At 72.3% G+C, this 14,704-nt stretch carries 12 protein-coding genes; 5 read left to right on the top strand and 7 right to left on the bottom strand.

Going from position 1 to position 14,704, the window contains the following annotated elements; all coding sequences use genetic code 11:
• Positions 1-57: 57 nt before the first annotated feature.
• Positions 58-1,626, bottom strand: coding sequence for a phytoene desaturase family protein (locus STRTU_RS31220; protein WP_159748371.1), 1,569 nt, complete (start codon positions 1,624-1,626; stop codon positions 58-60).
• 179 nt (positions 1,627-1,805) lie between these two features.
• Between STRTU_RS31220 and STRTU_RS31215 the strand changes: the two genes are divergently transcribed.
• Positions 1,806-3,113: a glycoside hydrolase family 27 protein gene (locus STRTU_RS31215; protein WP_159748369.1), complete on the top strand. Its 1,308-nt coding sequence runs from the start codon at positions 1,806-1,808 to the stop codon at positions 3,111-3,113.
• Here STRTU_RS31215 and STRTU_RS31210 read toward each other — a convergent pair.
• The 6 genes from STRTU_RS31210 to STRTU_RS31185 all read right to left on the bottom strand — a co-directional run bounded on the left by STRTU_RS31210 (position 3,100) and on the right by STRTU_RS31185 (position 10,385).
• Positions 3,100-5,262 (bottom strand): serine/threonine-protein kinase, encoded by a 2,163-nt coding sequence (locus STRTU_RS31210; protein ID WP_159748367.1) that lies wholly within the window; start codon positions 5,260-5,262, stop codon positions 3,100-3,102. The genes STRTU_RS31215 and STRTU_RS31210 overlap by 14 nt on opposite strands.
• Positions 5,263-5,297: 35 nt before the next feature.
• The gene (locus STRTU_RS31205) at positions 5,298-6,215 is read right to left on the bottom strand and encodes an oxygenase MpaB family protein (protein WP_159748365.1); all 918 of its coding nucleotides are present in this window, start codon (positions 6,213-6,215) and stop codon (positions 5,298-5,300) included.
• A 19-nt stretch (positions 6,216-6,234) separates the two neighbouring features.
• A complete protein-coding gene (locus STRTU_RS31200) occupies positions 6,235-7,449 on the bottom strand; it encodes an acyl-CoA dehydrogenase family protein (protein WP_159748363.1) in 1,215 nt (404 codons plus the stop codon).
• A gap of 202 nt (positions 7,450-7,651) precedes the next feature.
• Complete coding sequence (locus STRTU_RS31195) at positions 7,652-8,158, bottom strand: SH3 domain-containing protein (RefSeq protein ID WP_246241544.1); 507 nt, start codon at positions 8,156-8,158, stop codon at positions 7,652-7,654.
• A gap of 177 nt (positions 8,159-8,335) precedes the next feature.
• On the bottom strand, positions 8,336-9,100 hold the full coding sequence (locus STRTU_RS31190; RefSeq protein ID WP_159748361.1) for a VOC family protein: 765 nt from the start codon (positions 9,098-9,100) through the stop codon (positions 8,336-8,338).
• A gap of 139 nt (positions 9,101-9,239) precedes the next feature.
• Positions 9,240-10,385: an FAD-dependent oxidoreductase gene (locus tag STRTU_RS31185; RefSeq protein ID WP_159748359.1), complete on the bottom strand. Its 1,146-nt coding sequence runs from the start codon at positions 10,383-10,385 to the stop codon at positions 9,240-9,242.
• Between the two features lie 360 nt (positions 10,386-10,745).
• Here STRTU_RS31185 and STRTU_RS31180 point away from each other — a divergent pair, with 360 nt between their 5' ends.
• The 4 genes from STRTU_RS31180 to STRTU_RS31165 all read left to right on the top strand — a co-directional run bounded on the left by STRTU_RS31180 (position 10,746) and on the right by STRTU_RS31165 (position 14,703).
• Positions 10,746-11,756 carry a FecCD family ABC transporter permease gene (locus STRTU_RS31180; protein ID WP_159748357.1) on the top strand — a complete coding sequence of 337 codons (1,011 nt, stop codon included), beginning with the start codon at positions 10,746-10,748 and terminating at the stop codon, positions 11,754-11,756.
• Complete coding sequence (locus STRTU_RS31175; protein WP_159748355.1) at positions 11,753-12,823, top strand: FecCD family ABC transporter permease; 1,071 nt, start codon at positions 11,753-11,755, stop codon at positions 12,821-12,823. Before STRTU_RS31180 ends, STRTU_RS31175 begins: the two co-directional genes overlap by 4 nt.
• Entirely contained in the window at positions 12,820-13,632 is an 813-nt protein-coding gene (locus STRTU_RS31170) for an ABC transporter ATP-binding protein (protein WP_159748353.1), read from the top strand. The genes STRTU_RS31175 and STRTU_RS31170 overlap by 4 nt, the downstream gene beginning before the upstream one ends.
• 63 nt (positions 13,633-13,695) lie before the next feature.
• Positions 13,696-14,703: an ABC transporter substrate-binding protein gene (locus STRTU_RS31165; RefSeq protein WP_159748351.1), complete on the top strand. Its 1,008-nt coding sequence runs from the start codon at positions 13,696-13,698 to the stop codon at positions 14,701-14,703.
• Position 14,704 lies beyond the last annotated feature (1 nt).

Raw genomic sequence — 14,704 nt, 5'->3', positions numbered from 1 at the left:
GCGTCAGAAACTTGCGCTGCTACGGCACTTGCCCCTCCGCGTGGGACGGCTCGCCCCTCACCCCTCCTCCAGCACCGCCATCGCCGCGTTGTGGCCCGGGATACCGCTCACTCCCCCACCACGGGGCGCGCCCGCACCGCACAGCAGGACGTTGGAGCGGGTGGTCGCCACACCCCAGCGGGCCGCGGCGGTGTCCCCGGGGGCCTCGGCCTCCGCGTACGGGAAGGCCAGATCGCGGTGGAAGATGTTGCCGCCGGGCAGGCCCAGTTCACGGTCCAGGTCCAGGGGGGACCGGGCCTCGATGCAGGGGCGGCCGTCGGCGTCGTGGGCCAGGCAGTCGGCGAGGGGTTCGGCGAGGTGGGTGTCGAGTTCGGCGAGGGTGGCCGCCAGGAGGCGGTCGCGGGTGGCTGCGTGGTCGGCGGTATCGGCGGTGAACAGGCGCGCGGGGGCGTGCAGACCGAACAGGGTGAGCGTCTGGTAGCCCTGGCGGACCAGGTCGGCGCCGAGGATGGAGGGGTCGGTGAGGGAGTGGCAGTAGATCTCGGAGGGCGGGGAGGCGGGCAGACCGCCGGACGCGGCCTGCTGGTAGGCGTCCTCCAGCTGGCGGTAGCCCTCGGCGATATGGAAGGTGCCGGAGAACGCCTCGCGTGGGTCCACCCGGGTGTCCCGCAGGCGCGGCAGCCGGGTGAGCAGCATATTGACCTTGAGCTGGGCACCCTCGGCCGGTGGCGGCGGCGCCTCGCCCAGGAGACGGGCCAGCTCCCGTGGTGCGGCGTTGACCAGGACCCGGCGGGCGCCGACGGTGCCCTGGTCGCAGGTCACCTCCGCGGTCCGGCCGTCCGTCGCGATACCGGTCACCGCACAGTCGGTGACGATCTCCGCCCCGGCCCGGCGGGCGGCGTCGGCCAGCGCGTCGGTGAGGGCGCCCATCCCGCCGATCGGCACGTCCCAGTCGCCGGTGCCGCCGCCGATGACGTGGTAGAGGAAGCAGCGGTTCTGGCGCAGCGACTCGTCGTGCGCGGTGGCGAAGGTGCCGATCAGGGCGTCGGTGAGCACCACCCCGCGGACCAGGTCATCGGTGAAGGTCTCCTCGACCACCTCGCCCAGGGGGCGTTCGAACAGGGCGTCCCATGTGGCGTCGTCATCGATCCGCGCGCGGAGTTCGGCGCGGGTGGGCAGCGGCTCGGTCAGCGTGGGGAAGACCCGCTCGGCCAGCCGCGCCGTGGTGCCGTAGAAGCGCTGCCAGGCGGTGAACTCGCGCTCGGAGCCGGTGAGTTCGGCGAATGCGGTACGGGTCCTGGCCTCCCCGCCGCCGACCAGGAGCCCGGTGGGGCGGCCGTCGCGTACGGCGGGGGTGTAGGAGGAGACGGTGCGTTTACGGACCGCGAACCGCAGCCCGAGGTCCTGCACGATCTTCGGCGGCAGCAGGCTGACGAGGTAGGAGTAGCGGGACAGCCGGGCGTCGATCCCGGTGAACGCCCGGGTCGACACGGCGGCACCACCGGTGTGGTCCAGCCGCTCCAGCACCAGCACGCTGCGCCCGGCGCGTGCGAGATAGGCGGCGGCCACCAGTCCGTTGTGCCCGCCACCGACGATGACCGCGTCATACGAAGTCCGTTCCGGCATGCCCCTTGGTAGCACGCGGTGATCCCGGTCGCCAGGTGCAGGCGGCTGAAACCTCTCCCCGGGCCGGTGCGGCTTCTTGACCGGGCCAAGGGCTGCTCCTAGCGTCCGGCCGTGCTCCGACCCGGCACCGCTTGCGCCGTCCGCTCCGCGGGCCGTCCCGCCCATCCGTGAGGTGACCCGTGTCCCATCCGCCGGTACCCCGCCTCGGCCGCACCGTCGCCGGACTGACCGCCGTCGCCGCCTGCTCGGCCGGGCTGCTCGCGGCGACCGCGCCGGCCTCCGCCAGCCCCGATCCGGCCCGTGCCGCAGGCGCCCCGCGCGCCGCCGGGGCGTATCCGAATCTGGCCCCGCACCCCCCGATGGGCTGGAACAACTGGTCGTACTACATGTGCGACCTCAACGAGAAGATCGTCCTTGACAACGCGCGGGCGCTGGTCCAAACGGGGCTGGCCCGGAAGGGTTACCGCACCGTCACCCTCGACGACTGCTGGATGAGCAGACAGCGCGACACCAGGGGCCGGCTGGTGGCGGACCGGACGAAGTTCCCGCACGGCATGGCCCACCTCGGGCAGCAGCTGCACCGGATGGGGCTGAACTTCGGGATCTATACCGACGTCGGCACGCTCACCTGCGAGAAGTTCCCGGGCAGCCTGGGGCATTTCCAGCAGGACGCGGAGCAGTTCGCCCGCTGGAAGGTGGACTACGTCAAGGCGGACGGCTGCAATGTGCCGGTCACGCCGGGACACAGCAAGGAGGCGGCCTTCCGGGATCTGTACGGTCAGATGAGCCGCGCGCTTCGCGCCACCGGCCGCCCGATGACCTTCTCCGTATCGGCACCGGCCTATTTCCAGTACGACGGGGACAGCGTCTGGCACCGGGTCATCGACTGGTCGTCCGAGCTCGGCAATCTGTGGCGGGGCGGCCGGGATGTGGCGCTGCAGAAGAGCACACCGGCCGTGAAGTGGTCCTCGATCGTCTACAACTTCCGCTACAACTCCCGGCTGGCGGCCTTCCAGCGGCCGGGGCGCTGGAACGATCCGGACTTTCTGCTGGCCGGTGCGACGGGCCTGACCCGGCACGAGATGCAGAGCCAGATGTCACTGTGGGCGATGATGGCCGCACCGCTGATCTCCAGTACGGATCTGGGCAAGCTGCCCGCGGCGGCGCGCGAGGTGCTCGGGAACGAGCGGGTCATCGCCGTCGACCAGGATCCGCTCAGCGTCCAGGGGCGTGTCGTCACCCAGGACGACGGCTCCGCGGTGCTGTCCAAGCCACTGAAGAACGGCGACCGGGCGATCGCGCTGTTCAACTCGGGCGGCACCCCGCGCACCCTGTCCGTCTCGGCCCGCGCGGCCGGGCTGCCGGAGGCCGGCTCCTACCGGCTGCACGATCTGGTCACCGGCCGCCGGACGCAGAGCGCGGGGAACATCGTGGCGCGCGAGGTGCCGCCGCACGCCACCGTGCTCTACCGGGTCACTCCGGGCTGACCCGGGGGCCGGCGGACCAGGTGCCGTCCCGCTTCCGGCGCCCGCGCACGGCGCGCTCCTGGTGCAGCGCCGCGACCCGGCGCTGGAGGGCGGCCGCCTCGTCCCGGCGGCCCAGCTGCTCCAGGCACTGGGCGAGGTCGCCCTGGCTGGCCAGCGCGTCGAGATGGGCGGCGCCCAGGACCCGTTCGCGGGCGTCGGCGACCTGGCGGTAGACGTCCAGCGCCTCGCTCCAGCGGCCGAGCCAGCCGAGCGCCACCGCGGTCTCCCGGCGGCTGACGAGCGTGTCGGGGTGCTCGGGACCGAGTACCCGGGCGCGGGCCGCGGCCACCTCACGGGCCTCCACCAGCGCCTCCTGCCAGCGGTTCCTGCGGCCCAGGCTGACGCCGAGACCGTGCCGGGCGCGCAGAGTCTCCGGGTCGTCGGCGCCCTGGGCGCGGCTGCGGTCCACCACCAGATCGCGGTAGAGCGCCAGGGCCTCCGCACTGCGGCCGAGGCGGCCGAGGCCGATGCCGACCTCGTAACGGGCGGCGAGGGTCTCCTCGTGGTCGGGCCCGAGCGTGGCGGTCCGCGCCGCCGCGACCTCCTGGTAGGTGCACAGCGCCTCCGCCCACAGGCCCAACTTGCCCAGGGCGTGGGCGAGTTCGCAGCAGGTGGCGAGGGTGTCGGGGTGCTGTGCGCCCAGTACCCGGGCGCGGGCCGCGGCCACCTCTTGGGCCATGGCACGGCAGTCCTCCAGCCGTCCCAGCAGGCCAAGGTTACGGGCGACATGGTGACGGCAGCTCAGCGCGTCGGGATGGTCCGGGCCCAGCGCGCGTTCGCGGCCCGCCAGGACCTCGGCGTAGATCTGGTGCGCCTCGAAGTACCGGCCGAGACGGCCCAGCGCATGGCCGGTTTCCAGGTGGCTGGTGAGGGTGTCGGGGTGGTCGGCGCCGAGCAGTCCCGCGCGGGCAGCGGCGAGCGCGCGGTGCGCCGCACCGGCCTCCTCCCAGCGGCCCAGCCGGCCGAGGTTCAGTGCGGCGGTGTGCCGTCCGGCGAGCTCGGCGAGGGCGGCGCGGCGGTCGTCCGGCGGTGCCGGGCTGGCGATACCGGCGGCCGGGGAGGCGCCGTCCTGCGCGTCGGTGGCGCCGGTCCAGGTGCCGGTGAGGACCGTGGCGGTTCCGTCGGCGGGATAGCGCCGCGGCCGACGGGTGGCGTCCACCGGATAGCCGAGCGTCATCCCCTGGGTCCAGGAGGGCAGCGGCCGGGCGGGGACCGTCACCGCGTCGAAACCGGCGGGCAGGGTGGCCCGGCCGGTCTGCGGATGGCGGGCATCGGCGAGGCGTTTGCCCAGCTCGTCGGCGTCCCGGGGCCGGTCGTCGGGGTCCTTGGCGAGGAGTTCGAGCATGATCCGCTCGTACGCCTCGGGCAGGTCGGGGCGGAGCGTACGGGGCGCTGCCGGCGCCAGGTCGCGGTGTCCGACGAGCACCGCCCAGGCGTCGCCCAGGTCGAAGGGCGGCACGCCGGTTGCGATCTCGTACAGCACACAGCCCAGCGAGTAGAGGTCGCTGCGGTGGTCGACGCCGTGGGCACCGATCTGTTCCGGGGACATGTAGTGCGGGCTGCCCATGGCGATCCCGGTGCCGGTGAGGCGGGCGGTGAAGCCGATGTCATGGCCGAGCCGGGCGATCCCGAAATCGCAGATCTTGACCGTGCCGTCGGCGGTCCGGACGATGTTCGCCGGTTTCAGATCACGGTGCACGACGGCCTGTTCATGGGTGTAGGCCAGCGCGGCCGTGACCTGTTCGGCGATCTCGATGACGTCCGGGACGGGCAGCGGCTGGCGGCGGTTGTCGTCCACCAGCTGGCTGAGGTTACGGCCGCTGAGCAGCTCCATCACGATGAAGAGCGTGCCGTCGTCCTCGCCGAAGTCATGGACGACGGTGATACCGCGGTGCTGGAGCGCGGCCGCGACCCGGGCCTCACGGCGGAAACGTTCGCGCAGCACCTGGAGGAACGACGGTTCATGCCGTGGCCCCAGTGGTTTGAGGCATTTGACCGCGACCTGCCGGCCCAGCGACTCGTCGCGGGCCCGCCACACCTCCCCCATACCTCCGCGCCCGATGGTGTCGAGAAGCCGGTACCGCCCCTGGATCAGTCTGTTTTCCGCCACCGTGAATCGCCGCCCCCGTCCCCGTTCCCCTGCGGTCAGCCGCGCGGTTCCCCCTGCGTGCCGTCCTGCCCGTCCAGTATGGCGGCGGACCGGCGGAGCTTGTAGGGCGCTGGGCGGGCGTCGGGACCGAGTCGTTCGACGGCGCGCAGGATGTGCCGGGGCGGGAGCTGCCAGCGGACCGTGGGCGGAATGGCGCGAAGGAGGCGCCCGGTGGCGCGCAGCCGGCGGGTGACGGCCGCCGGGCGGACGGGACGCCCGTACAGCTCCTGTGCGTACGCCGGGAGTGCGCCGTAGGCGAGCTGCGCCACCTGCCGCCAGAACAGGGCACGGGCCGGGACGAGCACGGCCGGGGTCGGTGGCCGGCGCAGGAACGCATCCACCTCGCGGGCCTCGGGCGTCAGCGCCAACTCGGGCCGTACGCGGGCGAAGTAGGCCGCAAGCGCGGCCCGACTGCCGGGCACTTCGGCCGGGTCCAGCCCGACGAGCCGGGCGCTCTCCCGCTGCTCGTGAAGGTAGGCATCGGCCTGAGCATCGCCCACCGGGTAGCCGGAACGCCGCAGTACATGCAGGTACGAGTCCACCTCGGCACAGTGCACCCACAGCAGCAGCTCCGGTTCATCGACCCCGTAGCGCTCGCCGCTGTCCGGATCGGTGGCGGTCAGCCGCCGATGGATACCGCGCACCGCGGCACCGGCCTGCTCCGCGGCCTCGGTGGTGCCATAGGTGAGGGTCCCGACAAAGTGAGCGGTCCGCATCAGCCGCCCCCAGGCGTCCTGTCTGCCCCGCCTGCTCATCTGAAACGCGGCAGAATTCTGAAACACCCCGCGCACCGCCCGGGGGTGCAGCGCCTGGAGATACAGCGCCCGCACCCCCGCGATCCACATCACCGGATCCGCGTGCAACTGCCATGTCACGGAACGGGGCCCGAAGAGCCCCGGGTCGTGTGCCGTCACCGCACCTCCCGCTGCCGCCTCAGCGTCGTACCCGAGGCATCCCCAAGCCGATCCACGAGATGATTTCACGTTGGATCTCGTTGTTGCCGCCGCCGAAGGTGAAGATGACGGCGGAGCGGTAGCCGCGTTCCAGTTCGCCGTGGAGTACTGCGCCGGCCGAGCCCTCCTTGAGGGGGCCTGCGGAACCGACGATTTCCATGAGCCAGGCGTAGGCGTCGCGGCGGGCCTCGGAGCCGTAGACCTTGACCGCGGAGGCGTCCTGCGGGGTCAGGGTGCCGTGCTGGAGGGCGTCGACCATCTGCCAGTTCAGCAGTTTCATGGCGTCCAGTCGGGTGTGGGTGCGGGCCAGTCGGCCGCGTACCCAGCCCAGGTCGATGACCCGGCGGCCGTCGGTGAGTGCGGTGTCGGCGGCCCAACGCTGGACGTTGTGCAGGGCGCGGATGGCCATGGTGCCGTGGGCGGCGAGGGTGACCCGTTCGTGGTTGAGCTGGTTGGTGATGATCCGCCAGCCCTTGTTCTCCTGGCCGACGCGGCGGGAGGCGGGGACGGTGATGTTCTCGTAGTAGCTGGCGGTGGTGTCGTGCGAGGCCAGGGTGTTGATCAGGGTGCAGGAGTAGCCGGGGTCGCTGGTGGGGACGAGGAGCATGGTGATGCCCTTGTGGGGCGGGGCGTCCGGATCGGTGCGTACCGCGAGCCAGACCCACTCCGCGGTGTCGCCGTTCGTCGTCCAGATCTTCTGTCCGTTGACGACGTAGTGGCCGGTGTCCTCGTCGCCCTCCCGTATGGCGCGGGTCTTGAGGGCGGCCAGGTCGGTGCCGGCGTCCGGTTCGCTGTAGCCGATGGCGAAGTCGATCTCGCCGGAGAGGATTCGGGGCAGGAAGTAGGACTTCTGCTCGTCGGTGCCGAACTGCATGATCGTCGGGCCGACGGTGTTCAGCGCCATCAGCGGCAGCGGCACGCCTGCCTGCGCGGCCTCGTCGAAGAAGATGAACTGTTCCATCGGGGACATGCCGCGGCCGCCGAACTCCTTGGGCCAGCCGACGCCGAGCCAGCCGTCGGTGCCGAGCCGGCGCACCGTCTCGCGGTAGAAGCGCTTCTGGGCGGCGGGGTCGGTGTGGGTGTCCCTGGTGCCCCCGGGGTCGCGGCCGTAGGTGTTGTCCGGCACCAGCGCGGCGAAGTAGGTGCGCAGCTCGGCGCGCAACTGTTGCTGTTCGGGGGTGTATTCGAGGTGCACGGCCCCTCCAGTTCGTCCGGTCCGGTCGTCCGGTCCGAGGGGCCCGTGAAGCTGACGGTCCGTCGGCTGCCGGATCGAGGGCACCGTAGAACGTGTTCCAGAAATACGGAAGGGGGCCGCAGCGGGTGGGGCGCGGCGGGGCACACACGAAGGCCCGGTCCGGTGCCGCAGCGGTACCGGACCGGGCCTCCCCGGGGCTCCATCAGCCCACGGCGTGCTGCGGCGGCGCGATGGCCGCATGCTTCGGCGGCGAGCTGGCCGCGTGCTTGGGCAGCAAGCTCGCGCCGTGCTTCGGCAACAAGCTCGCCGCGTGCTTCGGCTGCACCCGCATGTGCCGGATGTCCTTGCAGTACTTGACGCGGCCGCTGTTGGTCACGTACTTCGCCGCGACCCAGGTTCCCCGCTCCGCGTGGGTCGTCAGGTACCAGACGGAGTTGCCGCCCACGCTCTGGGTGCGCACCTTGCACACCAGGCCGACGTGCGCCCGGTGCCGGAGGTAGCCCCGTACGGCCGAGTCCGTGCTGGGGTACTGACGCTCGCTCAGCCCCTTCTTGGTGGTGACCACGCCGAAGGGCTTGGGGGGACCGGGCGTCGCCTGGGCCGGGGCCGCGGCGAACAGCGTCGCACCGAGCGCGACGGCCGTGGCCAGCGCACCCGTGCCGACGGCGAGCTGTTTGCCTCGGGCCGCGAGGAAGTCGGTCGTGGACATAGGGGGTCTCCTGTTCTTGACGCGCGATATCACCCACTGGTGGGAAGTGGACATTACGCGCAAACCACCAGGGGAATGTGGTGAAACGACGAACAGGCCGCCGATCGTGTGACGGCGCGCGTGCGCCCGGCTCCCGGCCCCTCATCGACCGGCGGAGACACCGGGAACGGCCGAGCGTCAGCCCTCGGTGCCGACGCGGTGGATGCCGAACGAGCCGCCCTGCGGATCCCGGATCACCGCGACCTTCGGCCCGTGGGGAACCTCCGTCGGGGGCACCAGCAGCATCCCGCCGGACTCGGCGGCGCGGGCGGCGGTCTCCTCCACGTCGGCGACCGCGAAGTACGGCAGCCAGTGCGCTCTGATGTCCTCCGGGTAGAACTCGTCCAGTGCGCTCAGGCCGCCGAAGTCGGCGCCGTCGATGCCCCACTGCGGATAGTCCTCGTGGGTGCCGACGGTCCAGCCGAAGACGGTCGTGTAGAACGCCTTGGCGGCCTCGGCGTCCCGGGTGGCGAGCTCCACCCAGCCGAGGGAGCCCGGTGCGTTGAACACCGCGGCGCCCGCGAACGAACGGGCCTGCCATACCGAGAAGACGGCGCCCTCCGGGTCGGCCAGTACGGCGAAGCGGCCCACGTCGAACACGTCCATCGGCCCCATCAACCGCCGCCCGCCCGCCGCGGCGGCCGCCGCGGCCGTCGCATCGGCGTCGCGGGTCGCGAACGACACGGTCCAGGCGGTCGGCTGCCCGGGGGCGTAGAGCGGGGTCAGCGCGGCGACCGGGTCGTCCCCCAGGTACAGCGTGGTGTAGCCGCCCGCCTCCTCGCGCGGGTCCGTTTCGGCGCGCCAGCCGAAGACATGGCGGTAGTACACCTTGGCGGCGTCCACGTCCGAGGTGCCCAGCTCGACCCAGCAGGGCGCACCGGGCGTGGGCTCAGTGATCTTCACGGTGTGTTCCGTCCCTCCGCGCCGGGCGCTGGCCGGGCGGTGCCGCGCTCGGGTCCGTACGCTGCCGATCCGGTATCCGTACGGTGCCGATGGTGCGATGGGGGCGGCGGGGGCGCAACCGGAGGCGGCGGGCCGGGGGTCACGGCCGGTCGGCGCGCAGAAGGCGCAGCATGCTCTTCGGGGCGTCGGGGGCGAAGGCGGTGGCCAGCGCGCGGGCGGCGTACCCGGCGGTCCGCGCGGCGCGGGGCAGCACAGTGGATTCGTAGGCGCGTACCGCCGCGTCCGGGGTGCTGCCCTCGGCCAGGGCACGGGCGAGTTCACAGCCGTCGAGCATGGCGAGGCCGGCGCCGCCACCGGCGAACGGTGTCATCAGATGGGCGGCGTCGCCGAGCAGGGTGAGGCCCGGGGTGTGGGTCCAGGCGTGCGGCACCGGCAGCGCGAACAGCGGCCGGTTGATGAATCCCCCGTCGATGTCCCGGAGCAGCGCGAGCAGCCGGTCGTCCCACCCGGCGAACCCGTCGAGCAGCACGGCGCGGACGGCCTCGGTGTCCGTCACCCGCACACCGGCCTCCAGCGCCCAGTCCTGGGAGCCCCGGAATGCCGCGTAGACGAGGAGGTGGCCACGGCTGTGCCGCCGGGCGAGCAGCCCCTTGCCTGCGGAGAGGGCCAGCATGCTGCCGCTGCCGACCAGTCGGGCCAGGTCCGGGTGGCGGCGGTCGGCGTCCTCGATCCCGGTCTCGACGAAGGTGACACCGGAGTAGTGGGGGGTGTCGTCGGAGAGCATCGGCCGCACCCGGGACCAGGCTCCGTCGGCGCCGATGACCAGGTCGAAGGTCTCGGTGTGACCGTCGTCGAACTCGGCCTTGTGGCGGCCGTCGCCGAGCGGGTGCAGGGTGCGCAGATAGCGGCCCCAGTGCACGGTCCCGGCGGTGAGGGAGGCGAGCAGCAGACGGCGCAGTCCGGCCCGGTCGACCTCGTTCCGGTCGGGCCCGCCGGGGGCGGGGGTGTCCTGAAGGAGCACGGTCGCAGTGTGGTCGAGCAGCCGCACCTCGCGCCGTACGGGACGGGCGATCGCGGTGAACTCCTCGTCCAGACCGGCCGCCCGCAGCGCGGTCCGGCCGGTCGTCATCCGCAGTTCCAGGGTGCCGCCTTGGGGATCGGCGGCGACGGACGTCTCATGGGCGAAGACGGTGACCGGTACGCCGCTCCGCTGGAGCACCCGGGCACAGGTCAGCCCGCCGGGTCCGGCACCGATGATCGCGATGCGCGGAGTGGTGGGGTGCATGACGCGCTCCTCGGCCGGGCGGGACCACCGGGCCCCCTCACCAGAGAAGCACTGTGTGTCATCACGCGCAATCGAGGAATATGGGGCGCGACTCAACGCAGAAGCGGCATTCGCTCCTGACGGGAGGTCATCAGCTGCGGAGCGCGGTGGAGTGGAACCGAGTGGGGGGCGGGGTGACGGGGTAGGTCTCCCCAGGTCCGGGGGTCGCCCAAGGGGGCCATACGGGCAGGATCGGGGCACCGGGTGGCCGACAAATGGGATAGTTGAGCGGTTACCGAACACGGGCTTGCAGTATTAGGTATGCCTAACCTAATGTAACGACGCGTGTCGACGACCAAACCTCCTGCCACTGCACCCCCAGTGCCCGATACGCGTCCCGCCGCGAACACCCTGCGGCGCGTTCCGCTGTTCGCGGCCGGGCTCGGTGCGCTGGCGGTCTGTACCGCCCTGAGCCTCGTGCTCGGCGCCCGCTCCGTACCACTGTCCACTGTCTGGGAAGCGCTGACCGGCGCCGCCCATGGGCCGGACGCCCTGGTGGTGACGGGGCTTCGGGTCCCGCGGACCGCCGTGGCGCTCGCCGTCGGCGCCGCGCTCGGGGTCGCCGGAGCGGTCGTCCAGGGCATCACCCGCAATCCGCTCGCCTCCCCCACGACGCTCGGCATCAACGCGGGCGCGGGCTTCGCGGTGGTCACCGCGATCTTCGCGCTGCATCTGACCCGGCCCGTGCAGTACCTCTGGTTCGCGTTCGCCGGGGCCGCGGCCGCCGCGCTGTTCGCCCAGGCGCTGGCCCGGCGCGCCGGTGACCTCGACCCGGTACGCCTCGCGCTGGGCGGCACCGTGCTGCAACTCGTGCTGCTGTCCTGGACGTCGACGGTCATGCTGGCCAGCAAGCGGTCGCTGGACGAGGCACGGTTCTGGCTGGCCGGTTCGCTGGCCGAGCGCCCGCTGTCGGTGCTCTACCCGGTGCTGCCGACCCTGGTGATCGGCCTGGTCGTCGCGCTGGCCCTCGCCCCCGCGCTCAACGCGCTGGCGCTGGGCGACGATTCGGCGCAGGCGCTGGGTGTGCCGGTGTCCCGGATCCGCACCGTCGGCGGCCTGGCCGTCGTACTGCTCGCCGCCTCCGCGGTGGCCGTCGCCGGTCCACTGGCCTTCATCGGGCTGGCCGCACCGCATCTGGTCCGCCAGTTGCTGCGCACCTCCGATCACCGGGTCGTGGTGCCCGGCTGTCTGATCGCCGGACCGCTGCTGCTGCTCACCGCCGACATCCTCGGACGGCTCGTCATCCGGCCGTCCGAACTTCAGGTCGGCATCATCAGCGCGTTCCTCGGCGCGCCGCTGCTGGCGCTGCTGGCCCGGAAGGTGGCCCGATGAACGACGTCGTACGGAGCGCGAAGCCGCTCGGCTCCTCATCGCCTGCCCCGGCCACCGGGCGCGGGCCGGGACGCGGCCGGACCGCGCTGGTCGCCGTGGCGGGTCTGGTGGTGCTCTGCGCGCTGGTGACGGTGTCCGTGGCCAACGGTGAGATGCCGCTGCCGCCGGTCGAGGCGGTCAAGGGCCTGTTCGGCGCCGGGAATGCCGGCACGGTGCTGATCGTCCAGGAGTTCCGGGCGCCGCGGATGGCCGCGGCGATCGTCGCGGGGGCGGGCCTGGCCGTGGGCGGTGCCCTGCTGCAGCGGCTGTTCCGCAATCCGCTCGCCTCCCCCGATGTGATGGGGGTGACCGGCGGGGCCTCGTTCGGTGCGGTGGCGATGCTGGCCGCCGGGGCCTCGCAGGCGCTGATGCCGCTGGCCGCGCTCGGCGGCGGACTGCTCGCCGCGGTGCTGCTGGGAGTCTTCGGCGGGCGCTCCGGCACCAGTGTGACCCGCCTGGTGCTGGTCGGCCTCGCCGTCCAGGCGGGCCTGTCCGCGGCGGTGAGCTTCATGGTCGTCAGCTTCCCCACCGAGCTGGCCGGCTCGGCCCTGCAGTGGACCACCGGCTCGGTGTACGGGCGGACCTGGACGGAGGTGTGGTCCGCGGGCGGGGCGGTGGCCGTGGGCCTGGCCCTGGCCTTCGTCCTGCACCGCCGGCTCGCCGTACTCGACCTGGGCGACGACTCGGCCGGCACGCTCGGCCTGAACACCCACACCGCCCGGCTCCAGATCCTGGTCATCGCCATCGTGCTGGCCTCGCTGGCCGCCGCGCTGACCGGCCCGGTCGCCTTCGTCGCGCTGGCCGTCCCGCACATGGTGCGGTTCCTCGCCGGACCGCCGACCGCCGGGACGCTGGCGCTGTCCGCCCTCGCCGGTGCCGTACTGCTGCTCGCCTCCGATCTGGTGGCGCAGTATCTGCTGCCGGTCAGCGGTCTGCCGGTCGGAGTGGTCACCGCCACTCTGGGCGCGCCCTGGCTGCTGGTGCTGATGATCCGTCAGAGCAGTTCCGTGAACAGGAGTGTCCGATGACCGCCAACCAGCTCTCCACCCACGGACTCGATCTGCGCTACGGCGACCGGCTGATCGTCGGCGGCCTCGATCTGGTGCTGCCCGGCGGCGCCGTCACCGCCGTCGTCGGCCCCAACGCCTGTGGGAAGTCGACCCTGTTGCGCGGTCTGACGCGACTGCTGGCGCCGGCCGCCGGCACCGTCGCGCTGGACGGCGCCGATATCCACCGGATGCCGGCCCGTGCGCTGGCCCTGCGGATGGGGCTGCTGCCGCAGCAGCCGGTCACCCCCGACGCGATCACCGTCGAGGCGCTGGTACGGCTCGGCCGCTATCCGCACCAGCGGCTGCTGAGCCCCTGGTCGACGGCGGACCAGCAGGCGGTGGAGGAGGCGCTGCGGCGCACCGGCACCGAGGAGCTGCGCCACCAGCCCGTCGACCAGCTCTCCGGTGGCCAGCGGCAGCGCGCCTGGATCGCGCTCGCGCTGGCCCAGGACACCGATCTGCTGCTGCTCGACGAGCCCACCACCTTCCTGGATCTGCGGCACCAGCTCGATGTCCTCGACCTGGTCGCCGCGCTGCACTCCGAGGCGGGCCGCACCGTGGTGATGGTGCTGCACGACCTCGGGCAGGCCGCCCGCTACGCGGATCATCTCGTGGTCCTCAAGGACGGGCAGCTGGCGGCGTCCGGCGCTCCGGCGGACGTCCTCGACGCGGAGCTGGTCAAGTCCGTGTTCGACGTGGACTGCCGGGTGATTCCCGACCCCGAGACCGGCACCCCGCTGGTCGTCCCCAAGGGCAGCGCGAAACGGCATACCGCCGTCTCCGCCTGACCCGACCGCTCTCCCCCACGAGCACGTCCCTTCCCGCTCTCCCCTCAAGGAAGTCGAACCCTCATGTTCAGCAGATCCGCTCTCCGCGCCCGGCGTCTGCCGGCCGCGCTGCTCGCCACCGCCCTGGGTACCGCCGGTCTCACCGCGTGTGGCGGTGGCTCCTCCTCCGACGACGACGCGGCGAAGGGCGGCGCCGGTTTCCCGCGCACCGTCAAGAGCGTCCTCGGCGGCGACGTGAAGATCCCCGCCAAGCCGAAGCGGGTGGTCGTCCTGGACACCGGTGAGCTCGACGATGTCGCCACGCTCGGCATCAAGCCGGTCGGCGCGGTCTCCCCGCACATGAAGTCCGAGGGCGGCTTCCCCTCGTACCTCAAGGGTGAGATCGACGGCGTCAAGGACGTCGGTCCGCTGCTGGAGCCGAACCTTGAGAAGATCGCGATGCTCAAGCCCGATCTGATCCTGTCCTCCAAGGTCCGGCACGAGAAGATCTACGACAAGCTCAACGCCATCGCGCCGACCGTCTTCACCGAGACCACCGGCGGTCCCTGGAAGGCCAATCTGAAGGTCCACGCCAAGGCGCTGGGTCTGGAGAAGGAAGCCGACCAGAAGCTCAAGGCGTACGAGAGCCGGGCCAAGGCGCTGGGCGAGGCCATCAAGAAGAAGAACCACGTCAAGATGCCCACGGCCTCCGTGGTCCGCTTCGTCGCCGGTCCGACCCGCCTCTACCAGAAGTCGTCCTACAGCGGCGTGGTCCTGAACGACATCGGCCTGGCCCGGCCGAAGTCGCAGAGCTCCACCGACCCGGTCAAGACGATGCTCGACGTCAGCCCGGAGCAGATCGACAAGGCCGACGCCGACATGGTGTTCGTGACCGTCGCGGACGAGCCGGACAAGACGCAGCAGAAGGACGTCACGTCCAACCCGGTCTGGAAGGACCTGCGGGCCGTCAAGGACCACAAGGTCTTCAACGTGCCGGACGAGACCTGGATGTCCGGTATCGGCATCCAGGCCGCCGAGCACATGCTCGCCGATGTGGCGAAGGCCGCCGGCGTGCCGCTGCCGAAGGGCTGAC

The sequence above is a fragment of the Streptomyces tubercidicus genome (assembly GCF_027497495.1).
Lineage (GTDB): Bacteria > Actinomycetota > Actinomycetes > Streptomycetales > Streptomycetaceae > Streptomyces > Streptomyces tubercidicus.
This window is presented reverse-complemented; position numbering and strand designations above follow the sequence as displayed.